Annotated in this window: 21 protein-coding genes, 2 pseudogenes and 1 riboswitch; of the genes and pseudogenes, 14 read left to right on the top strand and 9 right to left on the bottom strand. The window is 69.1% G+C overall.

All coding sequences use genetic code 11. From position 1 onward, the window contains the following. The first annotated feature begins 263 nt into the window (after positions 1-263). From AC5RWG_RS07895 to mnhG, 6 genes and pseudogenes are all read left to right on the top strand, one after another. On the top strand, positions 264-3,266 hold the full coding sequence (locus AC5RWG_RS07895; RefSeq protein ID WP_494166722.1) for a Na+/H+ antiporter subunit A: 3,003 nt from the start codon (positions 264-266) through the stop codon (positions 3,264-3,266). Further along, the gene (locus tag AC5RWG_RS07890) at positions 3,263-3,736 is read left to right on the top strand and encodes a Na(+)/H(+) antiporter subunit C (protein WP_493989594.1); all 474 of its coding nucleotides are present in this window, start codon (positions 3,263-3,265) and stop codon (positions 3,734-3,736) included. Before AC5RWG_RS07895 ends, AC5RWG_RS07890 begins: the two co-directional genes overlap by 4 nt. Further along, a complete protein-coding gene (locus AC5RWG_RS07885; protein WP_494000711.1) occupies positions 3,733-5,355 on the top strand; it encodes a Na+/H+ antiporter subunit D in 1,623 nt (540 codons plus the stop codon). Before AC5RWG_RS07890 ends, AC5RWG_RS07885 begins: the two co-directional genes overlap by 4 nt. Then, a complete protein-coding gene (locus tag AC5RWG_RS07880; RefSeq protein ID WP_494000710.1) occupies positions 5,352-5,912 on the top strand; it encodes a Na+/H+ antiporter subunit E in 561 nt (186 codons plus the stop codon). The genes AC5RWG_RS07885 and AC5RWG_RS07880 overlap by 4 nt, the downstream gene beginning before the upstream one ends. Further along, positions 5,909-6,193, top strand: coding sequence for an MrpF/PhaF family protein (locus tag AC5RWG_RS07875; RefSeq protein WP_494000709.1), 285 nt, complete (start codon positions 5,909-5,911; stop codon positions 6,191-6,193). The genes AC5RWG_RS07880 and AC5RWG_RS07875 overlap by 4 nt, the downstream gene beginning before the upstream one ends. Further along, a pseudogene (gene mnhG, locus AC5RWG_RS07870) lies at positions 6,183-6,560 on the top strand (monovalent cation/H(+) antiporter subunit G); the annotation flags it as partial. The gene AC5RWG_RS07875 and the pseudogene mnhG, both read left to right, overlap by 11 nt. A gap of 286 nt (positions 6,561-6,846) precedes the next feature. Here the strand turns inward: mnhG and AC5RWG_RS07865 are convergent. Next, on the bottom strand, positions 6,847-7,107 hold the full coding sequence (locus AC5RWG_RS07865; protein WP_494000708.1) for a DUF4235 domain-containing protein: 261 nt from the start codon (positions 7,105-7,107) through the stop codon (positions 6,847-6,849). Between the two features lie 171 nt (positions 7,108-7,278). Continuing rightward, positions 7,279-7,411, top strand: a riboswitch (TPP riboswitch). Between the two features lie 43 nt (positions 7,412-7,454). On the opposite strand from AC5RWG_RS07865, the gene AC5RWG_RS07860 reads away from it, so the two are divergent. From AC5RWG_RS07860 to AC5RWG_RS07850, 3 genes are read left to right on the top strand one after another with little or no spacing between them, the layout of a single operon-like run. Continuing rightward, positions 7,455-8,075 carry an ECF transporter S component gene (locus AC5RWG_RS07860; RefSeq protein ID WP_494166721.1) on the top strand — a complete coding sequence of 207 codons (621 nt, stop codon included), beginning with the start codon at positions 7,455-7,457 and terminating at the stop codon, positions 8,073-8,075. Between the two features lie 8 nt (positions 8,076-8,083). Then, positions 8,084-9,601, top strand: a complete 1,518-nt coding sequence (locus tag AC5RWG_RS07855; RefSeq protein ID WP_494166720.1) for an ABC transporter ATP-binding protein — start codon at positions 8,084-8,086, stop codon at positions 9,599-9,601. After that, the gene (locus tag AC5RWG_RS07850) at positions 9,598-10,395 is read left to right on the top strand and encodes an energy-coupling factor transporter transmembrane component T family protein (RefSeq protein WP_494000705.1); all 798 of its coding nucleotides are present in this window, start codon (positions 9,598-9,600) and stop codon (positions 10,393-10,395) included. The genes AC5RWG_RS07855 and AC5RWG_RS07850 overlap by 4 nt, the downstream gene beginning before the upstream one ends. Positions 10,396-10,453: 58 nt before the next feature. Here AC5RWG_RS07850 and AC5RWG_RS07845 read toward each other — a convergent pair whose 3' ends face one another. The 3 genes from AC5RWG_RS07845 to AC5RWG_RS07835 form a co-directional block, all read right to left on the bottom strand. Beyond that, the gene (locus AC5RWG_RS07845) at positions 10,454-11,629 is read right to left on the bottom strand and encodes a zinc-dependent alcohol dehydrogenase (RefSeq protein ID WP_494025310.1); all 1,176 of its coding nucleotides are present in this window, start codon (positions 11,627-11,629) and stop codon (positions 10,454-10,456) included. 166 nt (positions 11,630-11,795) lie between these two features. Further along, positions 11,796-12,161 carry a VOC family protein gene (locus AC5RWG_RS07840; protein WP_494128925.1) on the bottom strand — a complete coding sequence of 122 codons (366 nt, stop codon included), beginning with the start codon at positions 12,159-12,161 and terminating at the stop codon, positions 11,796-11,798. A 61-nt stretch (positions 12,162-12,222) separates the two neighbouring features. Next, entirely contained in the window at positions 12,223-13,098 is an 876-nt protein-coding gene (locus AC5RWG_RS07835; RefSeq protein ID WP_494000702.1) for an aminodeoxychorismate lyase, read from the bottom strand. A gap of 86 nt (positions 13,099-13,184) precedes the next feature. Between AC5RWG_RS07835 and cls the strand changes: the two genes are divergently transcribed. After that, the gene (cls, locus tag AC5RWG_RS07830; RefSeq protein WP_494073988.1) at positions 13,185-14,663 is read left to right on the top strand and encodes a cardiolipin synthase; all 1,479 of its coding nucleotides are present in this window, start codon (positions 13,185-13,187) and stop codon (positions 14,661-14,663) included. A 96-nt stretch (positions 14,664-14,759) separates the two neighbouring features. Here cls and pabB read toward each other — a convergent pair whose 3' ends face one another. The 5 genes from pabB to AC5RWG_RS07805 all read right to left on the bottom strand — a co-directional run bounded on the left by pabB (position 14,760) and on the right by AC5RWG_RS07805 (position 20,528). Next, on the bottom strand, positions 14,760-16,790 hold the full coding sequence (pabB, locus tag AC5RWG_RS07825; protein WP_494166719.1) for an aminodeoxychorismate synthase component I: 2,031 nt from the start codon (positions 16,788-16,790) through the stop codon (positions 14,760-14,762). A 130-nt stretch (positions 16,791-16,920) separates the two neighbouring features. Beyond that, complete coding sequence (locus AC5RWG_RS07820; protein ID WP_494000699.1) at positions 16,921-17,541, bottom strand: LysE family transporter; 621 nt, start codon at positions 17,539-17,541, stop codon at positions 16,921-16,923. 35 nt (positions 17,542-17,576) lie between these two features. Beyond that, on the bottom strand, positions 17,577-19,154 hold the full coding sequence (locus AC5RWG_RS07815; RefSeq protein ID WP_494166718.1) for a phytoene desaturase family protein: 1,578 nt from the start codon (positions 19,152-19,154) through the stop codon (positions 17,577-17,579). A 27-nt stretch (positions 19,155-19,181) separates the two neighbouring features. Next, entirely contained in the window at positions 19,182-19,988 is an 807-nt protein-coding gene (locus AC5RWG_RS07810; protein WP_494000697.1) for a class I SAM-dependent methyltransferase, read from the bottom strand. Positions 19,989-20,045: 57 nt separating this feature from the next. Then, the gene (locus AC5RWG_RS07805; protein WP_494166717.1) at positions 20,046-20,528 is read right to left on the bottom strand and encodes a MarR family winged helix-turn-helix transcriptional regulator; all 483 of its coding nucleotides are present in this window, start codon (positions 20,526-20,528) and stop codon (positions 20,046-20,048) included. Positions 20,529-20,643: 115 nt separating this feature from the next. Here AC5RWG_RS07805 and AC5RWG_RS07800 point away from each other — a divergent pair. The 4 genes and pseudogenes from AC5RWG_RS07800 to AC5RWG_RS07785 all read left to right on the top strand — a co-directional run bounded on the left by AC5RWG_RS07800 (position 20,644) and on the right by AC5RWG_RS07785 (position 26,566). Further along, positions 20,644-22,777 (top strand): annotated as a pseudogene (locus tag AC5RWG_RS07800) (MMPL family transporter). A 146-nt stretch (positions 22,778-22,923) separates the two neighbouring features. Continuing rightward, positions 22,924-24,798, top strand: a complete 1,875-nt coding sequence (dnaK, locus tag AC5RWG_RS07795; protein ID WP_494000694.1) for a molecular chaperone DnaK — start codon at positions 22,924-22,926, stop codon at positions 24,796-24,798. A 2-nt stretch (positions 24,799-24,800) separates the two neighbouring features. Beyond that, positions 24,801-25,466 (top strand): nucleotide exchange factor GrpE, encoded by a 666-nt coding sequence (locus AC5RWG_RS07790; protein WP_494022349.1) that lies wholly within the window; start codon positions 24,801-24,803, stop codon positions 25,464-25,466. 131 nt (positions 25,467-25,597) lie between these two features. Beyond that, positions 25,598-26,566, top strand: a complete 969-nt coding sequence (locus AC5RWG_RS07785; protein WP_494000692.1) for a DnaJ C-terminal domain-containing protein — start codon at positions 25,598-25,600, stop codon at positions 26,564-26,566. The last annotated feature ends 43 nt before the right edge of the window (positions 26,567-26,609 follow it).

Genomic DNA, 26,609 nt, shown 5'->3' with positions numbered 1-26,609 from the left:
GGAATGCCGGCCGACTCAGTCATACCGCGATGCTATCCGTTTCGCCTGCTGCGAACTTTGAGCAGCGCCGGGAGCCGCGTGAATCTTTGGCGAACAGCGGGATCACGAGCCCGCCGCGGCCTTCCCGGCCGCTGTCCGCGGCCCTCCCGGCGGCTGTCCGCGGCCCTCGGCGGCGCCGCGCCGTCTATGCCATGGGTAGAATGGACCTTGGCCCTGTCCGTCTAAATCCTTGGCAAACCCGAAGGAAGTTCCGGAGTATCCTCGTGCTGATTGTGCTCACCCTGCTTTTTGCGGTGGCCTTTATAGCGCCCTTAATTTTCCGGAAGCTCGGCCGGTCAACGTTCTATATCCTCGCCGCGGTTCCCGCCGCCGGATTCGTCTGGCTGATCGCCACGTTCGACAACTACACCGGGTCCAGCCAGGCGGCGCTGGACGGCGCTCCGAACGCCCCGCCGTCGGAGGTCTTCGCCTGGGTCCCGGGCCTGCAGCTGGAACTGGCCTTTCGGATGGACACCCTCGCGGCGGTGCTGTGCATCCTGATCCTGGGCGTCGGCGCCCTGGTGCTGTTCTACTGCGCCCGCTACTTCAAGGCCGACGATCCGGACATCGGTCCTTTCGGTGCGCAACTGCTGGCCTTCAGCGGCGCCATGTTCGGCCTGGTCACCGCCGATGACCTGATCCTGCTCTACATTTTCTGGGAACTCACCACCGTCCTGTCCTACCTGCTGATCGGGTACGCCAGGCACCGCCTCTCGGCGCGCCGGTCCGCGTTGCAGGCCCTGATGGTTACCACTCTCGGCGGGCTGACCATGCTGGTTGGCCTGCTCATGATCGGCCAAACCGCCGGCACCTACCGGATCTCCGAGATCCTCGCGGCAGCCGGAACGCTGATGGCACACGGCCAGATCATCGACATAGCCATCCTGCTGGTACTCATCGGCGCGATCAGCAAGTCCGCGTTGGTTCCCTTCCACTTCTGGCTCCCGGCGGCCATGGCGGCGCCGACCCCGGTCAGCGCCTACCTCCATGCCGCCGCCATGGTGAAGGCCGGCATCTACCTGGTGGCGCGGCTGTCGCCCGGATTCTCCAGCACCGACTACTGGCACGGCGTCGTGCTGGGGCTCGGGCTGCTGACCATGCTGGTGGGCGGCTGGCAGGCCATGCGCCAGAACGACCTGAAGCTGATCCTCGCCTACGGGACGGTCAGCCAACTGGGCTTCCTGACCCTGGTGGTCGGGCTCGGTTCGCAGGAAGCCGCGCTGGCCGGAATGGGCCTGTTGCTGGCCCACGGTTTCTTCAAGGCGACCCTGTTCCTGGTGGTGGGCATCATCGACCACCAGGCCGGAACGCGTGACATCCGCGAACTGTCGCACCTGTACCGCAAGGCCCCGAAACTGTTCGTGGTCGCCGTCATCGGTGCCGCGTCGATGGCGGGCCTGCCGCCGCTGCTGGGCTTTGTCGCCAAAGAGTCGGTCTACGAAGCCTTCATCCACCGGGCTGAAGTCTCCGGCTGGGTGGGGGGCCTGCTCCTGGCCGGCGTGGTGGCCGGATCCATCCTGACCTTTGCCTACAGCGCCCGCTTCGTCTGGGGCGGGTTCGCGGCCAAACCCGGCCGCGCGGCCATCGAGTTCAAGCCCATTCCGTGGGCCTTCCTGGCGGCTCCCGCCGTGCTCGCCGTGGCCACCGTGGTGTTCGGGCTCTGGCCCGCCCCGGTGGAAGCCGCCGTCGCCCCCTACGCCGGTCTCTTCACCCTGGACACCGCGGCCACGCACCTGGCGCTGTGGCACGGGGTGACGCCGGCTCTCGGGCTGACCGCCGTCACCATCGCCGCCGGTGTCGCCCTGTTCCTGCTGCGCACTCCGATAGCGGCCTTCCAGGCCAGGATCCGCTTCATCCCGGACGCGGACCGGATCTACCGCGGCATCATCGGCGTGCTGGACGAGGTGGCCATCTGGGTCACGGGCCGGACCCAGCGGGGCTCGCTGGTCTTTTACCTGTGCGTGATCCTGATCGTGGCGATCGTGACTCCGTTGAGCGCCATCGTCCTGATGGACGCTCCGCTGCCCGAGAGCGTGGTGTGGTTCGATACCCCGGCGCAGGCCATCGCGGGGCTGATCGTGGCGGCAGGAGCGCTGGGTGCCATCCGCGCGAACAAGCGCTTCATGGCGGTGCTGATGGTCTCGGTGGCCGGCTATGGTTTGGCCTTTATCTTCGCCATGCAGGGGGCGCCGGATCTGGCGCTGACCCAGATGCTGGTTGAAACAGTCTCCCTGGTGGCTATCGTGCTGGCACTTCGGTCCCTGCCGGCGCGACTGTGGCTGCGCACGCCGGGGCGCTTCAAACTGCTGCGCGCCATCATCGGCGCCGCTTTCGGCCTCACGATGATAGTGATCGCGATGACGGCGATGGCGGCACGCACGGCCGATCCGGTGTCCCTGGCCCTGCCGCAGCTGGCCTATGAGGGCGGCGGCGGCAAGAACATCGTCAACGTCATTTTGGTGGACATCCGGGCCTGGGACACGTTCGGCGAGATTTCCGTGCTGGCCCTGGCAGCTACCGGCGTGGCCAGCTTGATCTTCATCCGGAGCCGCGGGGAGAAGCGTCCGGAGCCCGTGGACGCCGTCGCCAGCGGATCCGTGGGGCGCGGTTACGAGACCGTGGCGCACTCGGACCGCGAGGCGGCGGCCCTGGCGACGGCCCGCAAGTTCGCCGTCGTCCCGCGCGACGCCTGGCTGGTGGCCGGCCGCACCCTGGCGCCGGAACGCCGCTCCATCATCTTCGAGGTGATCACCCGCCTCCTGTTCCACTCGGTGATGATCTTCTCCGTCTACCTGCTGTTGACCGGCCACAACCTCCCCGGCGGCGGGTTCGCCGGCGGCCTGCTGGCCGGCATCGCGCTGACCGTCCGCTATCTGGCCGGCGGACGGATCGAACTGGCCGAAGCCACGCCCATCAGCGCCGGCCTGCTGCTGGGCCTGGGGCTTGGCGCCGCGGCGCTGACCGCCGTCGTCCCGCTCTTCCTGGGCGGCCAGGTCTTCCAGAGCGCGATCCTTGAATTCAGCCTCCCGGTCTTCGGCGACCACAAGTTCGTCACGTCGACGATCTTCGACATCGGGGTCTACCTGGTGGTGGTGGGCCTGGTGCTGGACGTGCTGCGCAGTTTCGGCGCCGAGATCGACGAACGCACGGAGGAACGGACCCACGGCCGCCGCAAGACCGCCGAACTGCAAGTGCCCGCAACGATCGAGGAGGAGGTGTCCCGGTGACCGTGAACCTGACGCTGCTGCTGGTGATGGGCGTGCTGTTCGCCGTGGGCGTCTACCTGATCCTCGAACGCAGCCTGACCCGGGTCATGCTCGGCCTCATGCTCATCACCAACGGCGCCAACCTGCTGCTGCTCAGCACCGGCGGCCCGGCGGGCCTTGCCCCCATTTTCGGCAGCGACATCCCCGCCGACGCCTACAGCGATCCGCTGCCACAGGCGTTGATCCTGACCTCCATCGTGATTTCCTTCGCCGTCACCGCTTTCATGCTGGCCATCATTTACCGCTCCTGGGTGCTGGGGCGGCAGGACGAGGTGCAGGACGACATCGAGGACCGCCGCGTGGCCAACCAGCCCACCTTCGACGCCGAGGACGACGCGGAAATCCCGGCCGAGACCACCGAGTTCGTCCCGCCCGACGAAGCCGAGGAAACGCCAGCCACCACCAGGTCACGGATGGAGAGAAAGCAGTGAACGCCGCCACCATCGCGCCGCTGGCAGTAGTCCTGCCGCTGTTGGGTGCTGCCCTGGCGTTCGTGCTGATCCGCCACCCCAACGCGCAGCGCAGGACCGGCGCCATCACGCTGACGGTGACGCTGGCACTGGAAGCCGTGATGCTGGCCTCGGCCTGGGCCAACGGCGCGCAGGCGGTGAACCTCGGCGGCTGGCTTCCCCCCTTTGGCATCACCCTGGTGGTGGACGAGCTGTCCGCCCTGATGCTGGTGGTCTCCTCGGCCGTTAGCCTGGCGGTGCTGCTGTACGCCTCCGGCCAGGGCATGACCGACGGCGACGAAGAAGGCCCGGTCTCGATCTTCCACCCGACCTACCTGATCCTGGTGGCGGGCGTTTCCAACGCGTTCCTGACCGGCGACCTCTTCAACCTGTACGTCGGCTTTGAAATGCTGCTCACGGCCAGTTACGTGCTGATGACGCTGGGTGGCACCAGCCCCCGGATCCGCGCCGGCGTGACGTACGTCGTTGTCAGCGTCATTTCCTCGGTGCTGTTTTTGGTCTCCATCGCGATGATCTACGCCGCCACCGGGACCATTAACATGGCCGACCTGGCGATCAAGCTCGGCCAGTTGGATCCGGCCACCCAGATGACGCTGCACCTGATGCTGCTGGTGGCCTTCGGCATCAAGGCGGCGGTATTCCCGTTGTCCTTCTGGCTCCCCGACTCCTATCCGACGGCGCCGGCGCCGGTTACCGCGGTGTTCGCCGGCCTGCTCACCAAGGTGGGCGTCTACGCCATGATCCGCACGGAGACACTGCTGTTCCCCGGCGACCGGCTGAACACGTTCCTGATGATCGTGGCGGTGCTGACCATGGTGGTGGGCATCCTCGGGGCCGTGGCCCAGATCGACATCAAGCGCATGCTCTCTTTCACCCTGGTCAGCCACATCGGCTACATGGTGTTTGGCCTGGCGATGTCCTCGGTGGTGGGGCTCGGCGCGGCGGTCTATTATGTGGCGCACCATATTACGGTGCAGACCAGCCTGTTCCTGGTGGCCGGGCTGATCGAACGACGCGGCGGAACCACGAACATGGACCGGCTGGGCGGCCTGGCCAAGCTGTCGCCGCTGCTGGCCATCCTGTTCTTCGTCCCGGCCATGAACCTGGCCGGCATCCCGCCGTTCTCCGGCTTCCTGGGCAAGATCGGCCTGGTGCAGGGCGGCGTGGAACTGGGCACCCCGGTCGCCTGGGTGCTCGTGGCGGGCAGCATGGTCACGTCGCTGCTGACCCTGCTGGCCATGGCACGGGTCTGGAACCGCGTGTTCTGGCGCCGCCCCGAAGACGCCGAGCACCCGGACCCGGTCCTGGTGGCTACCAAACCCGACGGGTCCGCACTGCGGACCACCCGCCACGTGGAAAACAAACCGCACGGGCGGTTCACCGGCCGCGGCGTCGTCCAGCTGCTGCCGCTGCCCATGGTCTGGCCGACGGTCGGGCTGGTGGCGATGGGCGTTGCCCTGACCGTGTTCGCCGGGCCCCTGTTCGAGCTCAGCGACCAGGCGGCGCGGGAGATGCTGCAGCGCACCCCGTACGTCGAGGCCGTCCTGGGTGAGGGCGCAATGCAGGAGGTGGGCCAATGAGGAAACCGCGCATCTCCATCTGGGTCGAGCTGCCGCTGCTGGCCTGGCTGGTCATCCTTTGGGGCTCCCTCTGGCAGGATTTCAGCCCGGGCAACCTGATCTTCGGCCTGCTGATCGCGCTGCTCATCGTGAACCTGTTCTACCTGCCGCCGGTCGAACTCAGCGGGCGCTTCAATCCGCTGGCCGCGGGAATTTTCGCCGCCACCTTCGTGTGGCAGGTCGCGGTCGCAAGCGTCGAAGTCCTGTGGCTGGCACTGACCCGCGGCCCGACGCTGCGCAACGCGGTGGTGGCGGTCCGGCTGCGAAGCCACTCGGATCTGCTGGTGACTGCCACCGGGCATGCCATTTCGCTGATCCCCGGCAGCTTTGTGGTGGACGTGGACCGCTCGACGTCCACGCTTTACCTGCACGTGATCGACGTTGACACCGAGGAGGCCGCCGAGCGTTTTCGCGCCCAGGTGCGGCGAATCGAGGCCGGCCTGATCCGGACGATGGGCACGAAGGAAGAACTGGCGATGGTCAAGGCCGAAGGTACCGGCAGGGGAGGTGCAGTGTGAACGGGGACGTCATTCCGGTCGCGCAAATCGTCGTGAGCGCAGTGCTGGCCGGGGCCGCTGTACTGTCGCTGATCCGGCTGGCCCGCGGGCCGTCGCTGCTGGACCGGCTGCTGGCCATAGACGTGCTGCTGGCGATCGTCTGCGCCGGACTCATCGTGGACATGGCCGCCGGCGGCCACATGAACAACCTGACGCTGGTCGTCGTCATTAGCGTTGTCGGCTTCATCGGCTCGGTCGCCGTGGCTCGTTTCGTGACGGACGGGCGGCCCCGTGAACACTGACTTGATACTCGACATCGCGACCGCCGTCTGCCTGATCGCCGGCGCGGGGATGTCCCTGGCCGCGGCCATCGGCCTGCTGCGGTTTCCCGATCTGCTCTCGCGGATGCATGCGGCCACGAAGCCCCAGGTCTTCGGCCTGCTGTTGCTGCTGACTGGACTGGGATTGCAGCTGCGCAGCTGGGTGGCGGTGCCCGTGCTCCTCATAGCCTGGCTGTTCCAGTTGCTGACCGTGCCGGTTTCCGCCCACATGGTGGGCCGGGCCGGCTACCGCACCAAACACCTGCGCAAGGAAATCCTCAGCGTGGACGACCTCGACGCGGTGGTGGAGGCGGCGGCACGGGAAGACGCCGCGGCGTCCTCAGATGACGCACCGCTGGCCGGTCCCGGTGCCGACGGCGGCAGCCGTGCTGCCGCCGGCGGGCAGGACGCCGGGAAGCCGGGGGAACGGCGCACCGCGGGGGCGGGGGCCGTTCCCGGGCGGACCGACCGGGGCGGCGCCGGCCCCGCGGACGCTCCGTAACCTGCCGACCAAGGGGCGGTAACCTGCCGACCAACGGGGGCGCGTGCCTTGGGCGGGTGCCGGCGGCCGGTAACAGAACGCGATGGGGGACGGGCCCGCGGCCCGTCCCCCATCGGAATCCTCGAGGGACCGCTTAGACCATTTCCCGGGTCTTGTCGTAGCGGATGACCGCCTTGGCGGTGGCGCGCTTGGTCAGCACCTGGATCACGCGCGCCACGGTGCCGGACACCACGGCGAAGGCTACCGCCGCCCGCAGGCTGTTCTCCAGGTCATCGTCGCTCTTCGGCGCATCTTTTCCGGTGACCATCTTCCAAACAAGCCCCAGCAACTGGCTGGCTGCCAGGCCCGCGCCGATACTCACCAGTGTGCCCAAGAGCCTCAACACAACACTCATGCCCGCTCCCTTCCGGGGCCGCAGCCCCGTCTCAACTGCTGTTCCGGTTCCCAGCCTACTGCCCGGCACCCGCCCGGGCCGTGTGCCGTCGTGCATTTTCCCCGGGTCTGCGCCCCGAATGCCGCGCCGCCGCGGGCGAGTGTAGACTGGTGCGTGCTGCCAGACAGCATCTAGTGACGACAGGGGAGCGTCCGACCGGCCGGTGCACACCGAGACCGGGAGGGACGCTGAGAGTGCGGATAGACCGCAGACCCTCGAACCTGCTCCGGTTAGTACCGGCGAAGGGAGTCGAGTTCTCGGGGCGCGCCGCGTGGCCGCCCTCCCCTCCTGCAACCAGGAGGATTCCAATGAGTACCGTTTCGAATGCACCCGCCACACCCACTCCTGCCCGGAAGCAGCGTTACGGCTGGCGGGTAGTGGACATCGTCGTGGCCTCGGTGGTCGCCGTGGCCGTCGGCGTCATCTTCTGGGCCTGGTCGGCGGGCTGGCCGCTGATCGAGGGCCTGACCATAGCCTTCCCGCCTTCCGCCGGGCTGTACACCGGCGGCTGGCTGATGGCGGGCGTGCTGGGCGGGCTGATCATCCGCAAGCCCGGCGCCGCCATCTACTGCGAGATGCTGGCCGCGGTTGTCTCCGCGCTGCTGGGCACGAGCTTCGGGATGACCGTCCTGGTCTCCGGCCTGATCCAGGGCCTGGGTGCCGAAGTCGTCTTCCTGCTCTTCCTGTACCGCAGGTTCAACCTGGGCGTGGCGCTGCTGGCCGGCCTGGGCGCAGGCCTGGCGCTGTCCATCAGCGAGAACATCCTCTACAACATGCTCTGGGCCGCCGAGTGGCAGCTGGCGTACGTGGGCTTCGCCGCCTTGTCCGGCGTCGTGATTGCCGGGCTGCTGCCATGGCTGGCGGTCATGGGCCTGGCGAAGACGGGTGCGCTGTCCTCCTTCGCCGCGGGACGCACGGCAGACGCCTGAGCCGTTTGATGGGAGCGCAGAGTACGACGGCGGCGCCCGGCCCGGTGCCGGTCCTCGCCGAGGGGTGGGGCTGGCGGCATGCCGGCCGCAAGGATCCGGCGGTGCGCGCGGCCAGTTTCAGCATCGCCCCGGGCGAACGGGTACTGCTGCTGGGCGCCTCCGGGGCCGGCAAGTCCACGCTGCTGCACGCCATGGCCGGCGTCCTCGGCGACGAGGGCGAAGGCGAGGAGACCGGCCGGTTGAGCGTGGCGGGGGTGCGCCCCTCCGAGGCCCGCGGCCGGGCCGGCCTCGTGCTGCAGGATCCGGAGAGCCAGCTGGTGCTGGCCCGGGTGGGTGACGAGGTGGCCTTCGGGGCGGAGAACCTGTCGCTGCCGCGCGGGCAGATCTGGGACCGGGTCCGCGAATCCCTGGCCGACGTCGGCCTGGCCGTCCCGCTGGACCATCCCACGTCGGCGCTCTCCGGCGGCCAAAAACAGCGGCTGGCGCTGGCCTCCGTCCTGGCCATGCGGCCGGGGCTGCTGCTGCTGGATGAGCCGACCGCAAACCTGGACCCCGCCGGGGTGCGGGAAGTACGGGACGCCGTGGCCCGGGTGCTGGACCGCACCGGCGCCACCCTGGTGGTGGTCGAGCACCGGGTGGCGGTCTGGGCGGACGTCGTGGACCGCGTGATCGTGCTCGCGGCCGGCGGCGGCGTGCTGGCCGACGGGCCGCCGGGCACGGTGCTCGCCGAGGGCGCCACCCGCGCCCGGCTGATCGAGGCCGGCGTCTGGGTTCCCGGTCATACCCCGCGGCTGGAGCTGCCCGCGGCGCCCGCGCCGGGCGGGCCGTTGCTGCGGGCGGCCGCACTGGACGTGTCGCGGAACCGGAAAGCCGCGCCGGTGCTGCGCGAGGTGGACCTGGACCTGTTGGCCGGGCAGGCGCTCAGCGTCACCGGCGCGAACGGTGCCGGCAAATCCACCTTGGCCCTCACCCTCGCCGGCCTGCTGGCACCCGCGGGAGGGGATCTCTCGGCGACGCCGGCCTTGCAGCGCGGTGCCGCCTTGTCCCCGGCGAAGTGGAAGTCCGCGCAGTTGGTGACCCGGATCGGCAGCGTCTTCCAGGAACCCGAACACCAGTTCCTCACCGGCACGGTGCTCGACGAACTGGAATTCGGTCCCCGCCGCGTGGCCAAACTGCCCGAGGCGACCGTCCGGCAGCGCGTGGACACGATCGCCGAGCGGCTCCGGCTGACCCGCCTGCTGCAGGCCAACCCGTTCACCCTCTCGGGCGGCGAGAAACGCAGGCTGTCGGTAGCCACCATGTTGGCCACCGGCCCGGACATCCTGATGCTGGACGAGCCGACCTTCGGACAGGACGCCAACACCTGGGCCGAACTGGTCACGCTGCTGGCCGAGCTGGTGGCCGAGGGCCGGAGCGTGGTCTCGGTGACGCACGACGACGACTTCACCGCCGCGCTCGGCGGCGCCGTCATCCGGGTGGCGGACGGCGGCGTCCGCCCGGCCCAGCCGCTTGGGAGGGCAGCATGAGCATGGACCTGATGAACCCGCGGCTGGCCGCCTCCCCGTTCAGCCGCGCCAACCCGGTATCGAAGCTGGCCGCCGCCGCCCTGGTCACCGTGGTGGTCATGCTCAGTGTGGACTGGGTCAGCGCCTCCGTGGTGCTGGCCGCCGAACTGTTGCTGATGCCCGTGCTGGGTGTCAGCCCATGGCTGCTGCTGAAGCGCGGCTGGCCGCTGCTTGCGGCGGCTGCCGTCGGGGCCTGGGCAACCGCCTTGCTGGCCGAGAAGACCGGGGCCGTGCTGTTCCGGTTCGGTCCGCTGATCTTCACCGAGGACTCGGTGGCCGGCGGCGTTGCGATCGGACTGCGGTCGCTTGCCGTTGCGCTGCCGGGCATTTTCCTGCTCCTGACGACCGACCCGACGGACCTGGCGGACGCCTTGGCGCAGAAGCTGAAGCTTCCCCACCGGTTCGTGCTGGGAGCGCTGGCCGCCATGCGGCTGGTGGGGCTGCTGGTGGAGGAATGGCGCACCCTCGGTCTGGCGCGCCGCGCCCGCGGTGTCGGGGCGGAGAACCGGCCGCTGGCCAAGGCGGGCGCGTTCGCGGGCCAGGCGTTCGGCCTGATCGTGCAGGCCATCCGCCGGGCCACCCGGCTGGCCGTCGCGATGGAGGCCCGCGGCTTCGGCGCCGGGCCCCGGACCTGGGCGCGCGAATCCACCTACAGCATGGTGGATGTGTGGGTGTTGCTGGGCGGCGCGGTCGTCGCCGGCGCGGCCGCCGCCGCCGCCGTGGCCGCCGGGACCTGGAACTTTATCTTCGTTTGAACCGGTACGGCGGACCCCGGCGACCCATGACAGCCGGGGTCCGCCGATCCGTTTAGGACTACGGCTTGAGCACCACCTTGATGCAGCCGTCCTCCTTCTTCTGGAACTTCTCGTACATCTCCGGCGCCTGCTCCAACGGAACCTGGTGGGTCGCCAGGTCGAGCACGCCCAGCGGGTCCGACGGGTGGTCGACCAGCGGCAGCAGATCGTCGATCCACCGCTTCACGTTGCACTGGCCCATCCGCAACTGGAGTTGCTTGTCGAACATGGTCAGCATCGGCAGGGGGTCCTTCATCCCGCCGTACACGCCGCTGATCGAGATCGTGCCGCCGCGCCGGACGGCGTCGATGGCGGTGTAGAGCGCGTCGAGCCTGTCCACCCCTGCCGCCTCCATCGCCTTGCGGCCCACGGCGGACGGCAGCAGCCCCACCGCCTGGTGGACCGCGCCGGCCACGGGCGAGCCGTGCGCCTCCATGCCCACGGCGTCCACCACCGAGTCCGGCCCGCGGCCGTCCGTGCGCTCCCGCAGGTCGTCCGCGACGTCGCCGTGCAGGTCCAGCGTCTCGATGCCGTGGCGCTCCGCCATTGCCCGCCGCTCCGCCACGGGGTCCACCGCGAGCACCCGGTAGCCGAGGTGCCGGCCGATCCGGGCGGACATCTGGCCGATGGGACCAAGGCCGAGCACGGCCAGGGAACCGCCCTCCGGTGGAGCCGCGTACTGCACGGCCTGCCACGCGGTGGGCACCACATCGGAGAGGTACAGGTAGCGCTCGTCCTCACCGGCGTGGGGCACCTTGATGGGTCCGTAGTCCGCGTGCGGCACCCGCAGGTACTCGGCCTGTCCGCCGGGCACCGAGCCGTAAAGCCGCGAGTAGCCCAGGAACTGGGCATTGTTGTTGTACTCGCGGACCTGGGTGGTCTCGCACTGGGACTGCAGGCCCTTTTGGCACATGAAGCAGTGGCCGCAGGAGACGTTGAACGGGATGACCACCCGGTCCCCGGCCTTGATGTGCGTGACGGCCGAGCCGACCTCCTCCACGATCCCCATGGGCTCATGTCCGATGATGTCGCCCTTGTCCATGAACGGAGTGAGCACCTCGTAGAGGTGCAGGTCGGAGCCGCAGATGCCGGTCGAGGTGATCCTCACGATCGCGTCCGTGGGCTCCTGGATCCGCGGATCCGGGACCTCCTCCACGCTGACCGAGCGCTTCCCTTGCCACGTCAGAGCCTTCATTGTCCTCCTTCTCAGGGCTGCCGCCCCGGACGGAACGACAGCATGCTGATCTTTCGGTCCAATCGACCCTAACACTGCACCAACGCGGTGGTCGAAGCGGGTATCGATCCCGGAAGGCGTCCAGGCCGAGGGGCATTTTTCATCAGTCCGACGGCAGGACGGCGTCCTACGAACCGACCAGGACGAAGACGTTGCCGTCGGGCGCACGCATCACGGCCACATGCCCCGACTCGGTGGCGAAGGGCGCCTCGATCCATTCCACTCCGCCGTTGGAAGACAGCTCCTCGTAGGCGCGCCGGACATCGCCCACGAAGACTTCGACCTCGAGGCGCCGGTTGTCGGGGTTGTCGCTGAGGACGAGTTCGGAACTGTTCCCGTCCGGAAAACGCATGCCCACCAGGGTCCATGCCAGTCCTGCCGGCGTCTTGCGGTTGATCCGCCAGGACTCCCGCATCCCGAGTCCGGCATAGAACCTGACGGAGGCCTCAACGTCGAGGGTCGGCATGCAGACGCATTCAAGCTTCATGATCATGGGCGGTGGCTCCTCGGAAGACTCGGTCGGGGCAGCGTCAGGCGCGATGTTTCCTCACCGGTTACTCCTCCTGGCTGCCCTGGGCCAGCAGCGCCGTCAGTTCCTGGGTCAGATCGGGGGAGACGGGGATTTCCTTACCGTCGATGCTCTTGACCGGGGCAAGCAGGCGGATGCTCGAAACCAGCCAGACGGCGTCGGCTTCGTAGAGGTCGTGCGGCTCCAGCGGGCCGTAGCCCAGCTGCCACCCGGCGGCTTCTGCCGCCTTGAACAGCACCGACTGGGACGTGCCCGGCAGGATGCCGCTCTCCAGCAGCGGCGTCACCAGCGTCTTCACGCCGTCGCGCACCCGCGCCATCAGTACCGTGGACGTGGGCCCTTCCAGCACGCGGCCGTCGCTGGACGTGAAGATGGCGTCGTCGGCGCCGTTCTTGTGCGCATAACGCAGCGCCGCCATGTTGACCGCGTAGGAGAGAGTCTTGGCCCCCATGAGCAGCCACGGGGCGCGTTCGGCCAGCGAGCTGTCGTACCCGCGGTCGAGCAGCAGCACGGAAATGCCGTCGGTGCGCTGGCGCCGCCCTGCCGCCGGCGGCAGCGAGGCCTGAACCCAGGCCGTGGGTGTGGGTGCACCTTCCACGCCGCGGGTCACCAGCAGCTTGATTACCAGCTCCTCGGCCGGCGGGTGCTCGGCGATTGCCGTCGCGATGGCACGCTCCCAGGCGTCCGGGGAGGGAAGCTGCAGGTCCATGGCCCGGGCGGAGCCGGCAAGCCGGTCCAGGTGCGCCCGCAGCTTGCGCGGGACCCCGTTGACCGCCAGCAGGGACTCGAAGATGCCGTCTCCGCGGGTGGCCCCGAGATCGGTGGCCATCAGCTGGGGCCGGGAGGCATCTGCGACACGTCCCGCCTCGTGGGCAGGGTCCAAAAACACCAGAACTGTCATGGCTCCAGCTTAGTGAGTCCGCCCCCAAACGCCGGGTAGGCTGGGAGGATTGCGCCGGCACACGGCGGGAGGGGAGGAACAGCCGCGTGCTGTGGTCGTTTGCGGGGCTGGGCACATTCCCCGAGTGGGCCGTCGTGATTCTGGGCGTCGTGGATATGGCCATCCGCGTCATCGCCCTGGGCGTGATTCCCGGGAACCGCCGCCCCAATACCGCCATGGCCTGGCTGTTGGCCATCTTCTTCATCCCGCTGATCGGGCTGCTGCTCTTCTTCATGTTCGGCCGGTACCGCCTCTCGGAGCGCCGGATCGCCAAGCAGTCGGAGATCAACGGCCGGGTGTGGGCCGCCACCCGCAACCTCAAGGAGCCGACCAGCGAGCAGGAAGCCCCGGCCTGGGTGCATTCGGCTGCAGAGTTGAACCGGCGGCTCGGCGCCTTCCCCATGGTGGACAGCAACCACGTGGAGCTGTATCCGGGTTACGACGAGTCCATTGCCGCGATGACCGAGGCCGTGCGCGAGGCGCGTGAGTTCGTGAACATCGAGTTCTACATCATGAGCCGCGACGAAACCACCGGCAAGCTCTTCACCGCCCTGGAAGAAGCCGCCGCCCGGGGTGTCCGCGTGCGCCTGCTGTTCGACCACATCGGCACCCTCCGCGTCGCCGGCTACCGCAAGTTCCGCCGCTGGCTGGAGACCACCGACATCGACTGGCGCCGCATGCTGCCCGTGCTGCCGGTCCGGGGCCAGTGGCGCCGGATCGACCTGCGCAACCACCGCAAGATCCTGGTGGTGGACGGCCGGGTGGCGTTCACCGGGTCGCAGAACCTGATCGAGCCCGGCTACCGCCGCACGTCCAGCCATAAGATCGGCCGCAAATGGGTGGAACTGATGGCGCGCTACGAAGGGCCCATCGTCACGGCGCTGAACGTGGTGTTCGCCACCGACTGGTCCAGCGAAACCGACGACACGCTCGAAGGCGAGCTGTTCACCCCGGCCCCCTTCCGCGAGCCCGGCCCCATGACCTGCCAGGCCCTGCCCAGCGGCCCCGGCTTCGCAACCGAGAACAACCTGCGCTTGTTCAACACGCTCATCTACGCGGCGGTGGAGCGGCTGTCCATCTGCAGCCCGTACTTCGTGCCAGATGACTCGCTGCTCTATGCCATTACGACGGCGGCCCAGCGCGGCGTCGAGGTCGAATTGTTCGTATCCGAACGCGGCGACCAGTTGCTGGTCCATCACGCCCAGCAGTCCTACTATCAGGCGCTGCTGGAGGCCGGCGTGCGGATCTACCGCTACCCGAAGCCGCTGGTGCTGCACGCCAAGCACTTCACCGTGGACGATGAGGTCGCGGTCATCGGCTCCAGCAACATGGACATGCGCTCCTTCTCCCTGAACATGGAGGTCTCCGTCATGATGCTCGGGGACCACATCGTTGAGCAGGTCTCGGAGATCCAGGACAGCTATCGGGTCATTTCCCGGGAGCTCACGCTCGAGGAGTGGAGGCAGCGGCCCCGCTGGCAGCGCTACGTGGACAACGTGGCCAGGCTGACGGCCACGCTGCAGTAACCGGGCCCCGCTCGGGGCGGTGCTTGTTGCCCTCCATGAACGCCGCCAGGATCTGCCGCTTGAAGTCCGGCCGCGGGTGCGCCGCGGTGGACTGCGTTACTCCGGAAACGTTGCCCCGAGCGCCGAGAGCACCCCGTAGGCCTTGGCGCGGACCTCGTCCCATTCGTCTTCGGGCACGGAATCGGCCGTGATCGCGCCGCCAACGCCCAGGCTCAACCGGTTGCCGTCCATCACGAGGGTGCGGATCACCACGGACAGGTCCGCGGCCCCGTCCAGCGAAAAGTAGCCCACGGCACCCGAGTAGACGCCGCGCGGTCCGGTCTCCAGCCGATCCAGGATGTCCATGGTGCTGATCTTCGGGGCGCCCGTCATCGATCCGGCGGGAAAAGCAGCGGCCACGGCCTCCGCCCGCACCGCCCCGGGCAACAGCTGCGCGTCGATCGTGGACACCATCTGGTGCACCGTCGCGTAGGACTCTATGGCGCACAGCCGGCTGACCTGCAGCGAGCCCGGCACGGCAAAGTGGCTCAGGTCGTTGCGCAGCAGGTCCACGATCATGATGTTCTCGGCGCGGTCCTTGGCGCTGCCGGCGAGTTCCTCTACGACGGCGGCATCGGCGTCGGGATCCTGGAGGCGGCGGCGCGTGCCCTTGATCGGTTCGGCCCGCAGCCGGCCACGGGCGTCGAGGCCCAGGAACCGCTCGGGCGACGTGCTGGCCACGGTGAGCCGCCCGAACCGCAGGAGGCTGGCAAAGGGCGCGGGGTTGCGGCTGCGCAGGGCCAGGTAGGTGTCCAGCGGATCCAGCGGTTCCGCCGCAGTCGCCTGCAGCTCCGTGGTCAGGCAGACCTCGTAGGTGTTTCCCTCGGTGATTTCCGCCTGCGCTTCCCGGATTTTGGCCAGATAGGCCTCGCGCGTGTCGCGGGAACGGAATTCCGGCGCCTGTGGCGGCGCGGCCGGAGCCGGGGCGGGGCCGGCGGCCGGGGACAGTCCGCTGACCACCGCACCGGTAGCGGCGAGCCAAGCGTCGGCGTCGTCCCCCGCGGACGGGCCGGCCAACGCGAGGAGCCACGTGCACTGCCGCCCGTGGTCGAGTACGACGGCCCGGCCGGCGAACAGCAGAGCGGCATCCGGCGCCCCGTCCCGCACCTCGGCACCGGCGTCCGAGCCCCCGGTCTCGCGCTTGAGCCCGTAGCCCAGGTAGCCCAGCCAGCCCAGGGCGAAGTTCCCGGGGACCCCGGCCGGCAGGGTGACGGTGCGGCGTCCCCACACGGTGTCCAGCCAGCGGAAGAAACCGCCACGGATCCGGGCGGTGGCGTTGCCCTGGCCGACCACGGTGGTGCCGTTGCGGTGTTCGGCCCAGGCGCCGAAGGCTCCGCCATCGTCGGCCAGGACGCTGATCCGGTTCCGGTCGGCGGATTCACGGGTATTTGAACTGTCCAGCCAGACGCTGCGGCGGGAGCCGGCGTACAGGCGCCGGTAGATTTCTTCGGCGTCCGGATAGGCGGCCAGGCGTTCGGCGACCAAGCGGACGCCCTCGCGGGCGGCACGCTCCGGGGCCAAGGCGTGTTCGAGGGCGGGCACCGAGGCCAGCGCGTGGAGCACCTGCGCCGGATCGGTGCCGGAGGGACCGGATTCGACGACGACGTCGGCGGCCGCCGCGACGTCGTCGCCGGCCAGCCAGGCCTCTTCCTGCTCCGCCCAGACGTCCCAGAACGGTTCATACGTATCGCCGTCCCGGGACAGGGCGCGGGTGCGCCGGTCGGCGGAGGGCGCCTGCAGCCAGATCACGGCGTCGAGGAGCCCGCGGGCAGCGGCATGGGCGGCACCGACGCCCTCGAACACCACCACGTCGGCCGGCTCCGTGGTGCGGGAGGCGCCGTCGCCGTTTGCTTCCCAGTCCCAGGCGGTCCAGTGCGCGCTGTCCCCGGCGGCCAGGGGCCGCAGCACGGTTTCCAGGTACCGCTGCTGCCCGCCGGCCAGGCCGTGCCAGCCGGGGTAGATGTCCTCCAGGTGGAACAGCGATACCGTGCGGTGGACCCGCAGCATCGCTGCCAGTTCCACGGCCAGCGTGGTCTTGCCGGCCCCCGAGCGCCCGTCGACGGCGATCAGTACGGGCTTAGTGCGCACGGATTTCCCCGCATCCGGTCGCGGCGGCGGCCCGGACCGGGGGATGCCCCCGGACGGGGCCGCGGCGGCAGGGGCAGCCGGTGCTGGCGGCGATGATGCGGTACATGTCCTTGAGTCTATGAGAACCGGGCTACAGGAACGCCAGCATGAGGCCGACGGCGATGAACAGCGTGCCGAAGACCCGGTTCATCATCATCAGCCCGCGCGTGGTCCGCGTGAAGCGCTGGAAGGACCGGGCCGCGGCAGCGAAGAAGAACCACATCACGAGGATGTCCACCACCACCACGGTGGCGATCAGGACCAGGTACTGCTGCAGCTGGGGCTGGTCCAGCCGGATGAAGCCGGGCATGAAGGCCAGGAAGAAGACGATCGCCTTCGGGTTGAGCAGGTTGACCCAGAGTCCGCGCCGGAACATGGAGAAGGCGGGCTCGTTGCGCCGCGACTCTTCGATTTCCGCGCTGCCCGTCGGCTTGGCGAAGAACTGCCGCAGGCCCAGGTAGATGAGGTACACCGCGCCGGCGTACTTGATGGCGGCGAACAGCATCGGCGAATTGGATACCAGCAGGCCCAGGCCCAGCGCCACGATCACCACGTGGATGACCAGGGCGGCCTGCTGGCCCAAGATCCCCCAGATGGAACGGCGGAAGCCGGCGTTGAGCGAGTTGCTCATGGTGTTGATGGCGCCGGCGCCGGGGGTGAAGCTGATAACCAGGGTGGCGCCGAGCAGCGCCAGCCATAAGGAGATTTGCACCAGATGATCCTACGGTGCGGACCGGCAGGTTTCGGTCAGCGGGACTCGAGCACGGCCATGGCCGCGTTGTGGCCGCCCAGGCCGCTGACCCCGCCGCCGCGCCGCGCGCCGGCCCCGCAGAGCAGGATCCGCTCGTGCGCCGTGCCCACGCCCCAGCGCCGCGCCGGGGTGTCGAGCGGTTCGTCGTCTTCGGCGAACGGCCAGTCCAGGGGACCGTGGAAGATGCTGCCGCCGGTCAGGTTCAGCTCCCGCTGGAGGTCCAGGGTGGTCTTGGTTTCGATGCACGGCTCTCCGCGTTGATCGCGCAGGATGCAGTCCTCGATCGGCTCGGCGAGCACGGAATTGAGCGAGGCGAGCACGGCGTCCTGCAGCCGCTGCCGCATCGCGTCGTTGTTCTCCTCGGTGATCAGCCGGTGCGGGGTCTGCAGCGTGAACACGGTGAGCGTGTGGGCTCCGGCTGCCTGCAGTTCCGGCGAGAGAATGGAGGGGTCGGTCAAGGAGTGGCAGTAGATCTCGGCGGGCAGCGGATCCGGCACCCGGCCCGCGGCCGCTTCGGCTGCGGCCCCTTCCAGCTGCGAGTACAACTCGTTGATGTGGAAGGTGCCGCCGAACGCCGCCTCCGGCGCCACCAGGCCATCGCGCAGCTTCGGCAGCCGGGACAGCAGCAGGTTCACCTTCGCCTGCGCGCCTTCCGGCGCCGCTTCCGGCCGGGTGGCCGGCCCGGCGCCGGCGGCGGCGAGCAGCCCGTTGAGGACGGCGGGGGAGACGTTGGCGAGCACGCGTTCCGCCGAGACGACGACGCCGCCCGCGCCGCCGTCGTCGTACGTCACCTCTCCCTCGGGAGAGACGGAGGTGACCCGCGCCCGGGTCCGCAGCTCCGCGCCGGCGCTGCGGGCCGCCTTTTCCAGCGCCGCGCTGACCGCACCCATGCCGCCTTCGGGCACGTCCCAGTCACCGGTCCCGCCGCCGATCACGTGGTAGAGGAAGCATTTGTTCTGCTGCAGCGAGGCGTCGTGGGCGCCGGCAAAGGTGCTGATCAGGGCGTCGGTGAGCACCACCCCGCGGACCAGATCCGAGCCGAAACTGCGCTCGAGGACCTCGCCGATCGGCCGGTCGATGAAGTCGTGCCAGGCCTCGTCGTCGCCGACCCTGCTGCGCGCCTCGGAGCGGCGGGGCAGCGGTTCGGTGACGGAGGGCCAGAGGGCGCGCGCCAACCGGCCGGTGCGCTGATAGAACCCGGTGAAGGGCTCGAAGTCGGTGGCCGCGCCCACCGCGGCGAAGGAGGAGCGGGTGGCGTCCGGGTCCTGGTTGTCCACCAGCAGGCCCGCCGCGGTCCCGGGCAGGGGAGTGTAGGACGAGAAGCGCCGGCGCAGCAGCCGCAGGTCCAGCCGCAAATCCTCGATGATGCGACGCGGCAGCAGGCTGACCAGGTAGGAATAGCGCGAGATGCGGGCCCCGGTGCCGGGAAAGACTTCCGCCGAAACCGCGGCGCCGCCGACCTGGTCTTCGCGTTCGAGCACGAGGACGCTCCGCCCGGCGCGGGCAAGGTAGGCGGCCGCCACCAAGCCGTTGTGGCCGCCGCCGGCGATGATCACGTCGTAGTGCCCGGGCATATCAGTCCTTCCGTCCCGCCGGCGGGATCAGGGTTTGCGGGCCAGGATCTCGCCGTTGGGAATCAGGAACCACGCATCCGGGGCAGCGGCCCACGTCAGCCATCCCCGGGCTATCCGTTCCAGCCCGGCCCGGTCGATCAGTCCCCGCTCCAGCGACTGTTCCGCGTAGCCGGAATGCAGGACCCGCTCCGACCAGACTTCGCCCTGCCAGCGGCGCTGCTCCTCGGTGGCGTACAGCCAGTTGGACGACGACGGAGTGATGTCGTGGAAACCGGCCGCCTGCGCCCAGGCGATGAGGTGCCGGCCGGCGTCCGGTTCGGCGCGGTTGCCGCGGGCCAGCTGCTGGTAGGTCTCCATCCAGTCGTCGAGTTCGGGCAGTTCCGGGTACCAGCTCATGCCGTGGAAGTCGGCGTCCCGGACGGCCACGATGCCGCCCGGCTTGACCACCCGCCGCATCTCGTAGAGCGCGGCCACCGGGTCGGTCAGGTGCTGGAGGACCTGGTGGGCGTGCACGACGTCGAAGGTGTCGTCATCAAACTCGAGGTCATAGATGTTGCCCGCGACGAAGGTGGCGTTCTCGATTCCGCGCAGGGCGGCGAGTTCGGCCGCCTGGGTCAGGACATCGTCGGACCGGTCCAATCCGGTCACCTGTCCCGGGGCCACCCGCTCGGCCAGGTCAACGGTGATGCTGCCCGGGCCGCAGCCCACGTCCAGCAGCATCATCCCCGGCTTAAGCTCCGGCAGCAGGTAGGCCGCGCAGTCCTCGGCGGTCCGGATGGCATGGGCTTTGACCACGCTTTTGTGGTGTCCGTGGGAGTAGACCTCGTCCTTCATAGTGGGAGACTACTCCGCGCCCCCGCGGCCAGGCGGCTGCCGTGCCGGAATGTTGCGCTATTTGTCGGCCGACGTGACCTCGGCCGACGAGACTTCGGCGCAGGCCGTTTCGGTGGCGGCGATGATGTCCGCCAGGAACGCCGCGAGCCGCTGCCGGTCTTCCGCCGGATAGTCGGAGAGCACCCGGCCGATGTTGCGGGCCAGCGGCGCGAACATGGCGCCGCCGGTGGCGCGGGCCAGGTCCGTCAGCTCCAGGTGCACCTTGCGGCGGTCGGTGTCGCTGCGGGTCCGCTTCACGTGGCCGGAGCGGTCCAGCCGGTCCACCAGCGCGGTGGTCGCCGGCGAGCTGAGGTGCAGCTCGTTCCGCAGGCTGCCCGGCGTCACCGTGCGGCCGTCGTCGGCGGCCCGGACCATCGCGGCCAGGGCGTTGAGGTCGGTGCGGTGCAGGGCGTCCCGCTGGCTGACCGCTTCGATGTAGCGTTCGCTCTCCACGACGAACTGCTGCAGCAACAGCAGCAGCCGCTCTTCACTGTGCGCCACGTTCCTCCCTCCGGCAGCCTCTCCAAGGATAGTTCACCCGAGACTTATCTCCACGCTGGAACTACTCTATAGTGGAGCTTGTTTTAGTCCGTCGACTGACAGAGGTCCGGTTCCCATGGCCCGTTGGCTCAGAATGCTCCTGCCCGCCCTGGTTGTGGTTGCCTGGCTCGCCGCCGCGGGCCTGGGCGGACCGACCTTCGGCAAGCTCTCCGAGGTCTCCACCAACGACCAGGCGGGATTCCTTCCGGCCGGCGCCGAATCCACCGCCGCGGGCGAATGGCAGGAGCAGTTCCTGGATGCCGATGCGGTCCCCGCCATCGTCGTGGTCGAATTCGACGACCCGCTCCAGCCGCAGCAACTGGCGGAGTATGCCCCGCTGGCCGAACAGCTGTCGGAGGCCATCGGGCCTGCGGGAGGTGGCGCCGCCGGGGTGGTCGGCCCGATTCCGTCCGATGACTTCGAAGCGGTGCAGTTCATCGTCCCGGTGCCCGAGGACCTGGATACCGGCGAGGCGGTCGCCGGCCTGCGCGCCGTGCTGGCGGCCGAACTCCCGGCTTCCGCCACCGGCTATGTGACCGGACCGGCCGGATTCATCGCCGACCTGGTGGAGGCCTTCGGCGGGATCGACGGGCTCCTGCTGGCCGTGGCGCTGGGCGCCGTGTTTGTCATCCTGCTGCTGGTCTACCGCGCGGTCCTGCTGCCGTTCCTGGTTTTGCTCACCTCCGTGTTCGCCCTCTATGCGGCCATCCTCGTGGTGTACTGGTTCGCCCTGCAAGGCTGGATCCGGCTCAGCGGGCAGAGCCAGGGGATCCTGTTCATCCTGGTAATCGGCGCCGCCACCGACTACGCCCTGCTGCTCACGGCCCGCTACCGCGAGGCACTGGGCGGGCAGGAGTCGAAATGGGCGGCAATGAAAACCGCCTACCGGGGGTCCGTCGAGCCGATCGCAGCCTCCGGCGCCACGGTGATCCTGGCCCTGCTCTGCCTGCTGTTCTCGGACCTTAACTCCAACCGCAGCCTCGGGCCGATCGCCGCGGTCGGCATCGTGTTCGCCGTGCTGGCCGCGCTGACCTTCCTGCCCGCCGTGCTGCCGCGCCGCCTTCTGGCCGATCGTCCCCCGTCCCGGCCACCACCTGCACCGCGCGCGGCCCGACCGCCCCGTGGCCGGGACCGAGGGCCTGCGCGGGCTCTGGCTGCAGGTGGCCCGGCTGGTTGCCCGCAGGCCGCGGGTGACGTGGCTGGCTTCGGTGCTGGTCCTGGTGGCCGGGGCGCTGGGCGTGCTGCAACTGCAGGCGCACGGCGTGCCGCAGTCGGAGCTGGTGATGGTGCAGACGGATTCCGCCGACGGGCAGGAGGCCTTGGGCCGGCACTTCGACGCCGGTACCGGCAGCCCCGCCGTCGTCGTCGCCGATGCCGCGGCACGGGACGAGGTGCTGGATGTGGTCCGCAACCAGGAGGGCGTGGCGTCCGCGGAGTTTTACACCCGCGGCGACGCGGTGGTGGAACTGGACGGCCGGGTGCTGATCAATGCCACGCTCCGGGACGTGCCGGACTCCGAAGCCGCCGAGGGCACCGTCGCCGACCTGCGCGGGGCGCTGGACGGCGCCGATCCGGGCGCGCTGGTCGGCGGCGTCACCGCGGTGGCGCTGGATACCAATCTGACGGCGCAGGCCGACCTGCTGAAGATCACCCCGATGGTGCTGGGCGTCATCCTGCTCATCCTGATCCTGCTGCTGCGCTCGGTCCTGGCCCCGGTGCTGCTGGTGCTGTCCGTGGCGCTGTCCTACCTCGCCGCCCTGGGGGTCTCGGCGCTGGTGTTCAACCATGTCTTCGGCTTCCCGGGGGCGGATGCATCGGTGCCGCTGTTCGGCTTCGTGTTCCTGGTGGCGCTGGGCATCGACTACAACATCTTCCTGATGACCCGGGTGCGCGAGGAATCCCTGCGGCTGGGCACCCGGCCCGGCATCCTGCGGGGGCTGGGCTCCACCGGCGGCGTCATCACCTCGGCCGGCGTGGTGCTGGCGGCGACCTTCGCCGCGCTCGCGGTGATCCCGATCCTGTTCCTGGTCCAGCTGGCGTTCATCGTGGCGTTCGGGGTCCTGCTGGACACGGTCCTGGTGCGGTCGCTGCTGATCCCGGCGCTTTCCTACGACCTCGGACCGAAGATCTGGTGGCCGGCCAAGTTGTCCCGGCGGGGCCTCCCACGGGACCCGGCGGAGCAGAAGTTGAGTCTGATGCGCTCAACTTGATTGACAAAGCCTGTCGTCCGAGTAAACTTGAGTGCAGAAGGCTCACATCGGCTGCCGCCCACCGCGGCGCCACCCGGATACTCCGGGGGTCGGGCCGCCCACAGTAATCCAGGCCGTTGCGGCGGCCGCAAAGGAAGGACACGCGTATGTCTCGTGCAGTAGGTATCGACCTCGGAACCACCAACTCCGTTGTTTCAGTTCTGGAGGGTGGCGAACCCACCGTCATCGCCAACGCCGAGGGCGGCCGCACCACGCCGTCCGTCGTCGCGTTCTCCAAGTCGGGCGAGGTGCTGGTCGGCGAGATCGCCAAGCGCCAGGCCGTCAACAACATCGAGCGCACCATCGCCTCGGTCAAGCGCCACATGGGCACCGACTGGAAGGTGGAGATCGACGGCAAGAACTACACCGCCCAGGAAATCTCCGCCCGCATCCTGCAGAAGCTCAAGCACGACGCCGAGTCCTACCTGGGCGAGAAGGTCACCGACGCGGTGATCACCGTGCCGGCGTACTTCAACGACGCCGAGCGCCAGTCCACCAAGGAAGCCGGCGAAATTGCCGGCCTGAACGTGCTGCGCATCGTCAACGAGCCCACCGCGGCGGCCCTGGCCTACGGCCTCGACAAGGGCAAGGAAGACGAACTGATCCTGGTCTTCGACCTCGGCGGCGGCACGTTCGACGTGTCCCTGCTGGAAGTCGGCAAGGACGAGGACGAATTCTCCACCATCCAGGTCCGCGCCACCTCCGGCGACAACCGTCTCGGCGGCGACGACTGGGACCAGCGGGTGGTCGACTTCCTGCTGCAGCAGGCCAAGTCCAAGGGCGCCGACCTGTCGAAGGACAAGATCGCCCTGCAGCGCCTGAAGGAAGCGGCGGAGCAGGCGAAGAAGGAACTGTCCTCGGCCTCCTCCACCAACATCTCCCTGCAGTACCTCTCCGTCACCCCGGAGGGACCGGTGCACCTGGACGAGCACCTGAGCCGGGCCAAGTTCCAGGACCTGACCGCGGACCTGCTCGAGCGCACCAAGAAGCCGTTCCACGACGTGATCACGGAAGCCGGCATCAAGGTCTCCGACATCGACCACATCGTGCTGGTCGGCGGCTCCACCCGCATGCCCGCCGTCGTCGAACTGGTCAAGGAAATGGCCGGCGGCAAGGAGCCGAACAAGGGCGTGAACCCCGACGAGGTCGTGGCCGTTGGCGCCGCCCTGCAGGCCGGCGTCCTGAAGGGCGAGCGCAAGGACGTCCTGCTGATCGACGTCACCCCGCTGTCGCTGGGCATTGAGACCAAGGGCGGCGTGATGACCAAGCTGATCGAGCGCAACACCGCGATCCCGACCAAGCGGTCCGAGACGTTCACCACCGCGGATGACAACCAGCCCTCCGTGGCCATCCAGGTCTTCCAGGGCGAGCGCGAATTCACCCGCGACAACAAGCCGCTGGGCACCTTCGAGCTGACCGGCATCGCGCCGGCGCCGCGGGGCGTGCCACAGGTCGAGGTCACCTTCGACATCGACGCCAACGGCATTGTGCACGTGTCCGCCAAGGACAAGGGCACCGGCGCCGAGCAGTCGATGACCATCACCGGCGGCACCGCGCTGTCCAAGGATGACATCGACCGCATGGTGCGGGAGGCCGAAGAGCACGCCGCCGAGGACAAGAAGCGCCGCGAGGCCGCCGACGTCCGCAACTCGGCCGAGCAGTTGGCCTACTCGGTGGACAAGCTGCTCGCCGACAACGACGACAAGCTGCCCGAAGAGGTCAAGACCGAGGTCAAGGCCGACGTCGACGCCCTGAAGTCCGCACTGGAAAAGCAGGACAACGACGACGAGGTCAAGGCCGCGTTCGAGAAGCTGCAGGCATCCCAGACCAAGCTGGGCGAGGCCATCTACTCGCAGGCGCAGGCCTCCGGCGCGGCCGGTGACGGTGCGGCCGCCGGCGACGGTGCCTCCGATGCCGGCTCCGGTGCGGCCGACGAGGACATCGTGGACGCCGAAGTGGTCGACGAAGACGAGAAGAAGTAACCATGGCGGAAAAAGGTAACGAAGAAGAACACCAGAGCGAGCCGGTGAACTTCCGCGACAACCGCAAGATCGATCCGGAAACCGGACAGGTCCGCGGCGCTTCGGGAGCAGCCGGGAACGCCGGGCAGGCCGCGGGAGAAACCCCCGCGGCCGGCCAGGGCGCCGACGCCGACGCGCTGGCCCAGGCGGAGCAGATCCTGAACGGGGCCGAGGTCCCGGCCGGGGAATCTGTTGCCCAGGGGAGCACGTCGCAGGAGGCCGAGGAGTTGAAGAACGACCTGCTCCGGCTGCAGGCGGAGTACGTGAACTACCGCAAGCGGGTGGAACGCGACCGCGCCGTGGCCGGCGAGATGGCCGTCATCGGCGTGCTGAACTCGCTGCTGCCCGTCTTGGACGACATCGACGCGGCGCGCCAGCACGGCGATCTCGCGGACGGACCGTTCGCGGCCATTGCCACCAAGCTGGACGGTGTGCTCAAGACCTACGGTCTGGCCCGCATCGAGGAGACCGGCGTCGAATTCGACCCGAACATCCACGAGGCCTTGATGCAGCAGCCCGACGCCGAGGTGGAGCTGGACACCGTCAGCCAGGTCCTGCGCCTGGGCTACAGGGCCGGCGACCGGGTACTGCGCGCCGCCCAGGTAGTGGTAGCCGTACCGGCAGAATGACACCGGCAGCGGGCGCCACGGCGCCCAGCCCCTGATGACGGGTTGGCCTTCGGACGCTCGGAGGCCAACCCGTCACCGTCCGGGGGCGCCGGTGCCCATAGACTTTGTGACAACTGAAAGGAGGCGCCTGCATGGCTAGCCAGGACTGGGTCGAGAAGGACTTCTACAAGATCCTCGGTGTCTCCAAGGACGCATCCGACGCGGACATCAAGAAGGCGTACCGCAAGCTCGCGCGGACCCACCATCCGGATACCAACCGGGGGGATGAGGGTTCGGAAAAGAAGTTCAAGGACATCTCCGAGGCCTACTCGGTCCTCTCGGACCCGGGGGAGCGCGAGCAGTACGACGCGATCCGCGCCATGGGCAGCGGCGCGCGCTTCAGCGCCGGCGGTCCCGGCAGCGCCGGCGGGCCGGGCGCGGGCGGCTTCGAGGACATCTTCGGCAACCTGTTCGGCCAAGGCACCCGCACCCGCCCCGGCTCCGCGGGCACCGTGCCGCCGGAGTTCGCCGATCTGTTCGGCGGTTTCGGCGGTTTCCCGCAGCAGCAGCCCCCGCGCAGGGGCGCCGACCGCACCGCAACCACCAGCATTTCCTTCGCCGGTTCCATCAACGGCACCACCATCGGGCTGCGCGAACCCAGCGGCGAAGTGATCGACGTGCGGATCCCGGCCGGGATTAAAGACGGCCAGAAGGTCCGCGTCCGCGGCAAGGGCCAGGCCGGCCCCGCCGGCGCGGGCGACCTGATGGTGACCGTCAACGTCAAGCCCCACCCGTTCTTCCAGCGCGACGGCGACAACATCCGGATCCACGTCCCGGTCACGTTCCCGGAGGCCGCGCTGGGCGCGCAGATCGACGTGCCGACCCTGACGGGTGAATTCGTCAAGGTCAAGGTGCCGGCAGGAACACCCTCCGGCCGAACGCTCCGCGTGAAGGGACGCGGGGTGAAGACCTCGAAGAACACCGGCGACCTGCTCGTGACCATCGACGTGGTGGTCCCGCAGAACCTTGGGAAAGAGGCCGAAGACGCGGTTAACGCCTTCGCGGCGGCGACTGCCGGGTCCGACCCGCGCGGGAATCTTGCCGCCAAGGCCAGGCTGTAGCGGGAAGTTACGACAGGTCGGGACAGTCCGGAGGGGAAACGCG

It is taken from the genome of Arthrobacter sp. Y3221160 (assembly GCF_059092585.1).
Note: the sequence above shows the minus strand (reverse complement) of the source record. Positions and strands in the feature narration are given on the sequence as shown.

What these genes read in the sequence shown, in the direction of transcription:
- AC5RWG_RS07880 (WP_494000710.1), top strand. Translation starts at nt 5,352, where the DNA reads ATGAGGAAACCGCGCATCTCCATCTGGGTCGAGCTGCCGCTGCTGGCC.
- AC5RWG_RS07865 (WP_494000708.1), bottom strand. Translation starts at nt 7,107, where the DNA reads ATGAGTGTTGTGTTGAGGCTCTTGGGCACACTGGTGAGTATCGGCGCG.
- AC5RWG_RS07860 (WP_494166721.1), top strand. Translation starts at nt 7,455, where the DNA reads ATGAGTACCGTTTCGAATGCACCCGCCACACCCACTCCTGCCCGGAAG.
- AC5RWG_RS07855 (WP_494166720.1), top strand. Translation starts at nt 8,084, where the DNA reads ATGGGAGCGCAGAGTACGACGGCGGCGCCCGGCCCGGTGCCGGTCCTC.
- AC5RWG_RS07850 (WP_494000705.1), top strand. Translation starts at nt 9,598, where the DNA reads ATGAGCATGGACCTGATGAACCCGCGGCTGGCCGCCTCCCCGTTCAGC.
- AC5RWG_RS07845 (WP_494025310.1), bottom strand. Translation starts at nt 11,629, where the DNA reads ATGAAGGCTCTGACGTGGCAAGGGAAGCGCTCGGTCAGCGTGGAGGAG.
- AC5RWG_RS07840 (WP_494128925.1), bottom strand. Translation starts at nt 12,161, where the DNA reads ATGATCATGAAGCTTGAATGCGTCTGCATGCCGACCCTCGACGTTGAG.
- AC5RWG_RS07835 (WP_494000702.1), bottom strand. Translation starts at nt 13,098, where the DNA reads ATGACAGTTCTGGTGTTTTTGGACCCTGCCCACGAGGCGGGACGTGTC.
- AC5RWG_RS07815 (WP_494166718.1), bottom strand. Translation starts at nt 19,154, where the DNA reads ATGCCCGGGCACTACGACGTGATCATCGCCGGCGGCGGCCACAACGGC.
- AC5RWG_RS07810 (WP_494000697.1), bottom strand. Translation starts at nt 19,988, where the DNA reads ATGAAGGACGAGGTCTACTCCCACGGACACCACAAAAGCGTGGTCAAA.
- dnaK (WP_494000694.1), top strand. Translation starts at nt 22,924, where the DNA reads ATGTCTCGTGCAGTAGGTATCGACCTCGGAACCACCAACTCCGTTGTT.
- AC5RWG_RS07790 (WP_494022349.1), top strand. Translation starts at nt 24,801, where the DNA reads ATGGCGGAAAAAGGTAACGAAGAAGAACACCAGAGCGAGCCGGTGAAC.
- AC5RWG_RS07785 (WP_494000692.1), top strand. Translation starts at nt 25,598, where the DNA reads ATGGCTAGCCAGGACTGGGTCGAGAAGGACTTCTACAAGATCCTCGGT.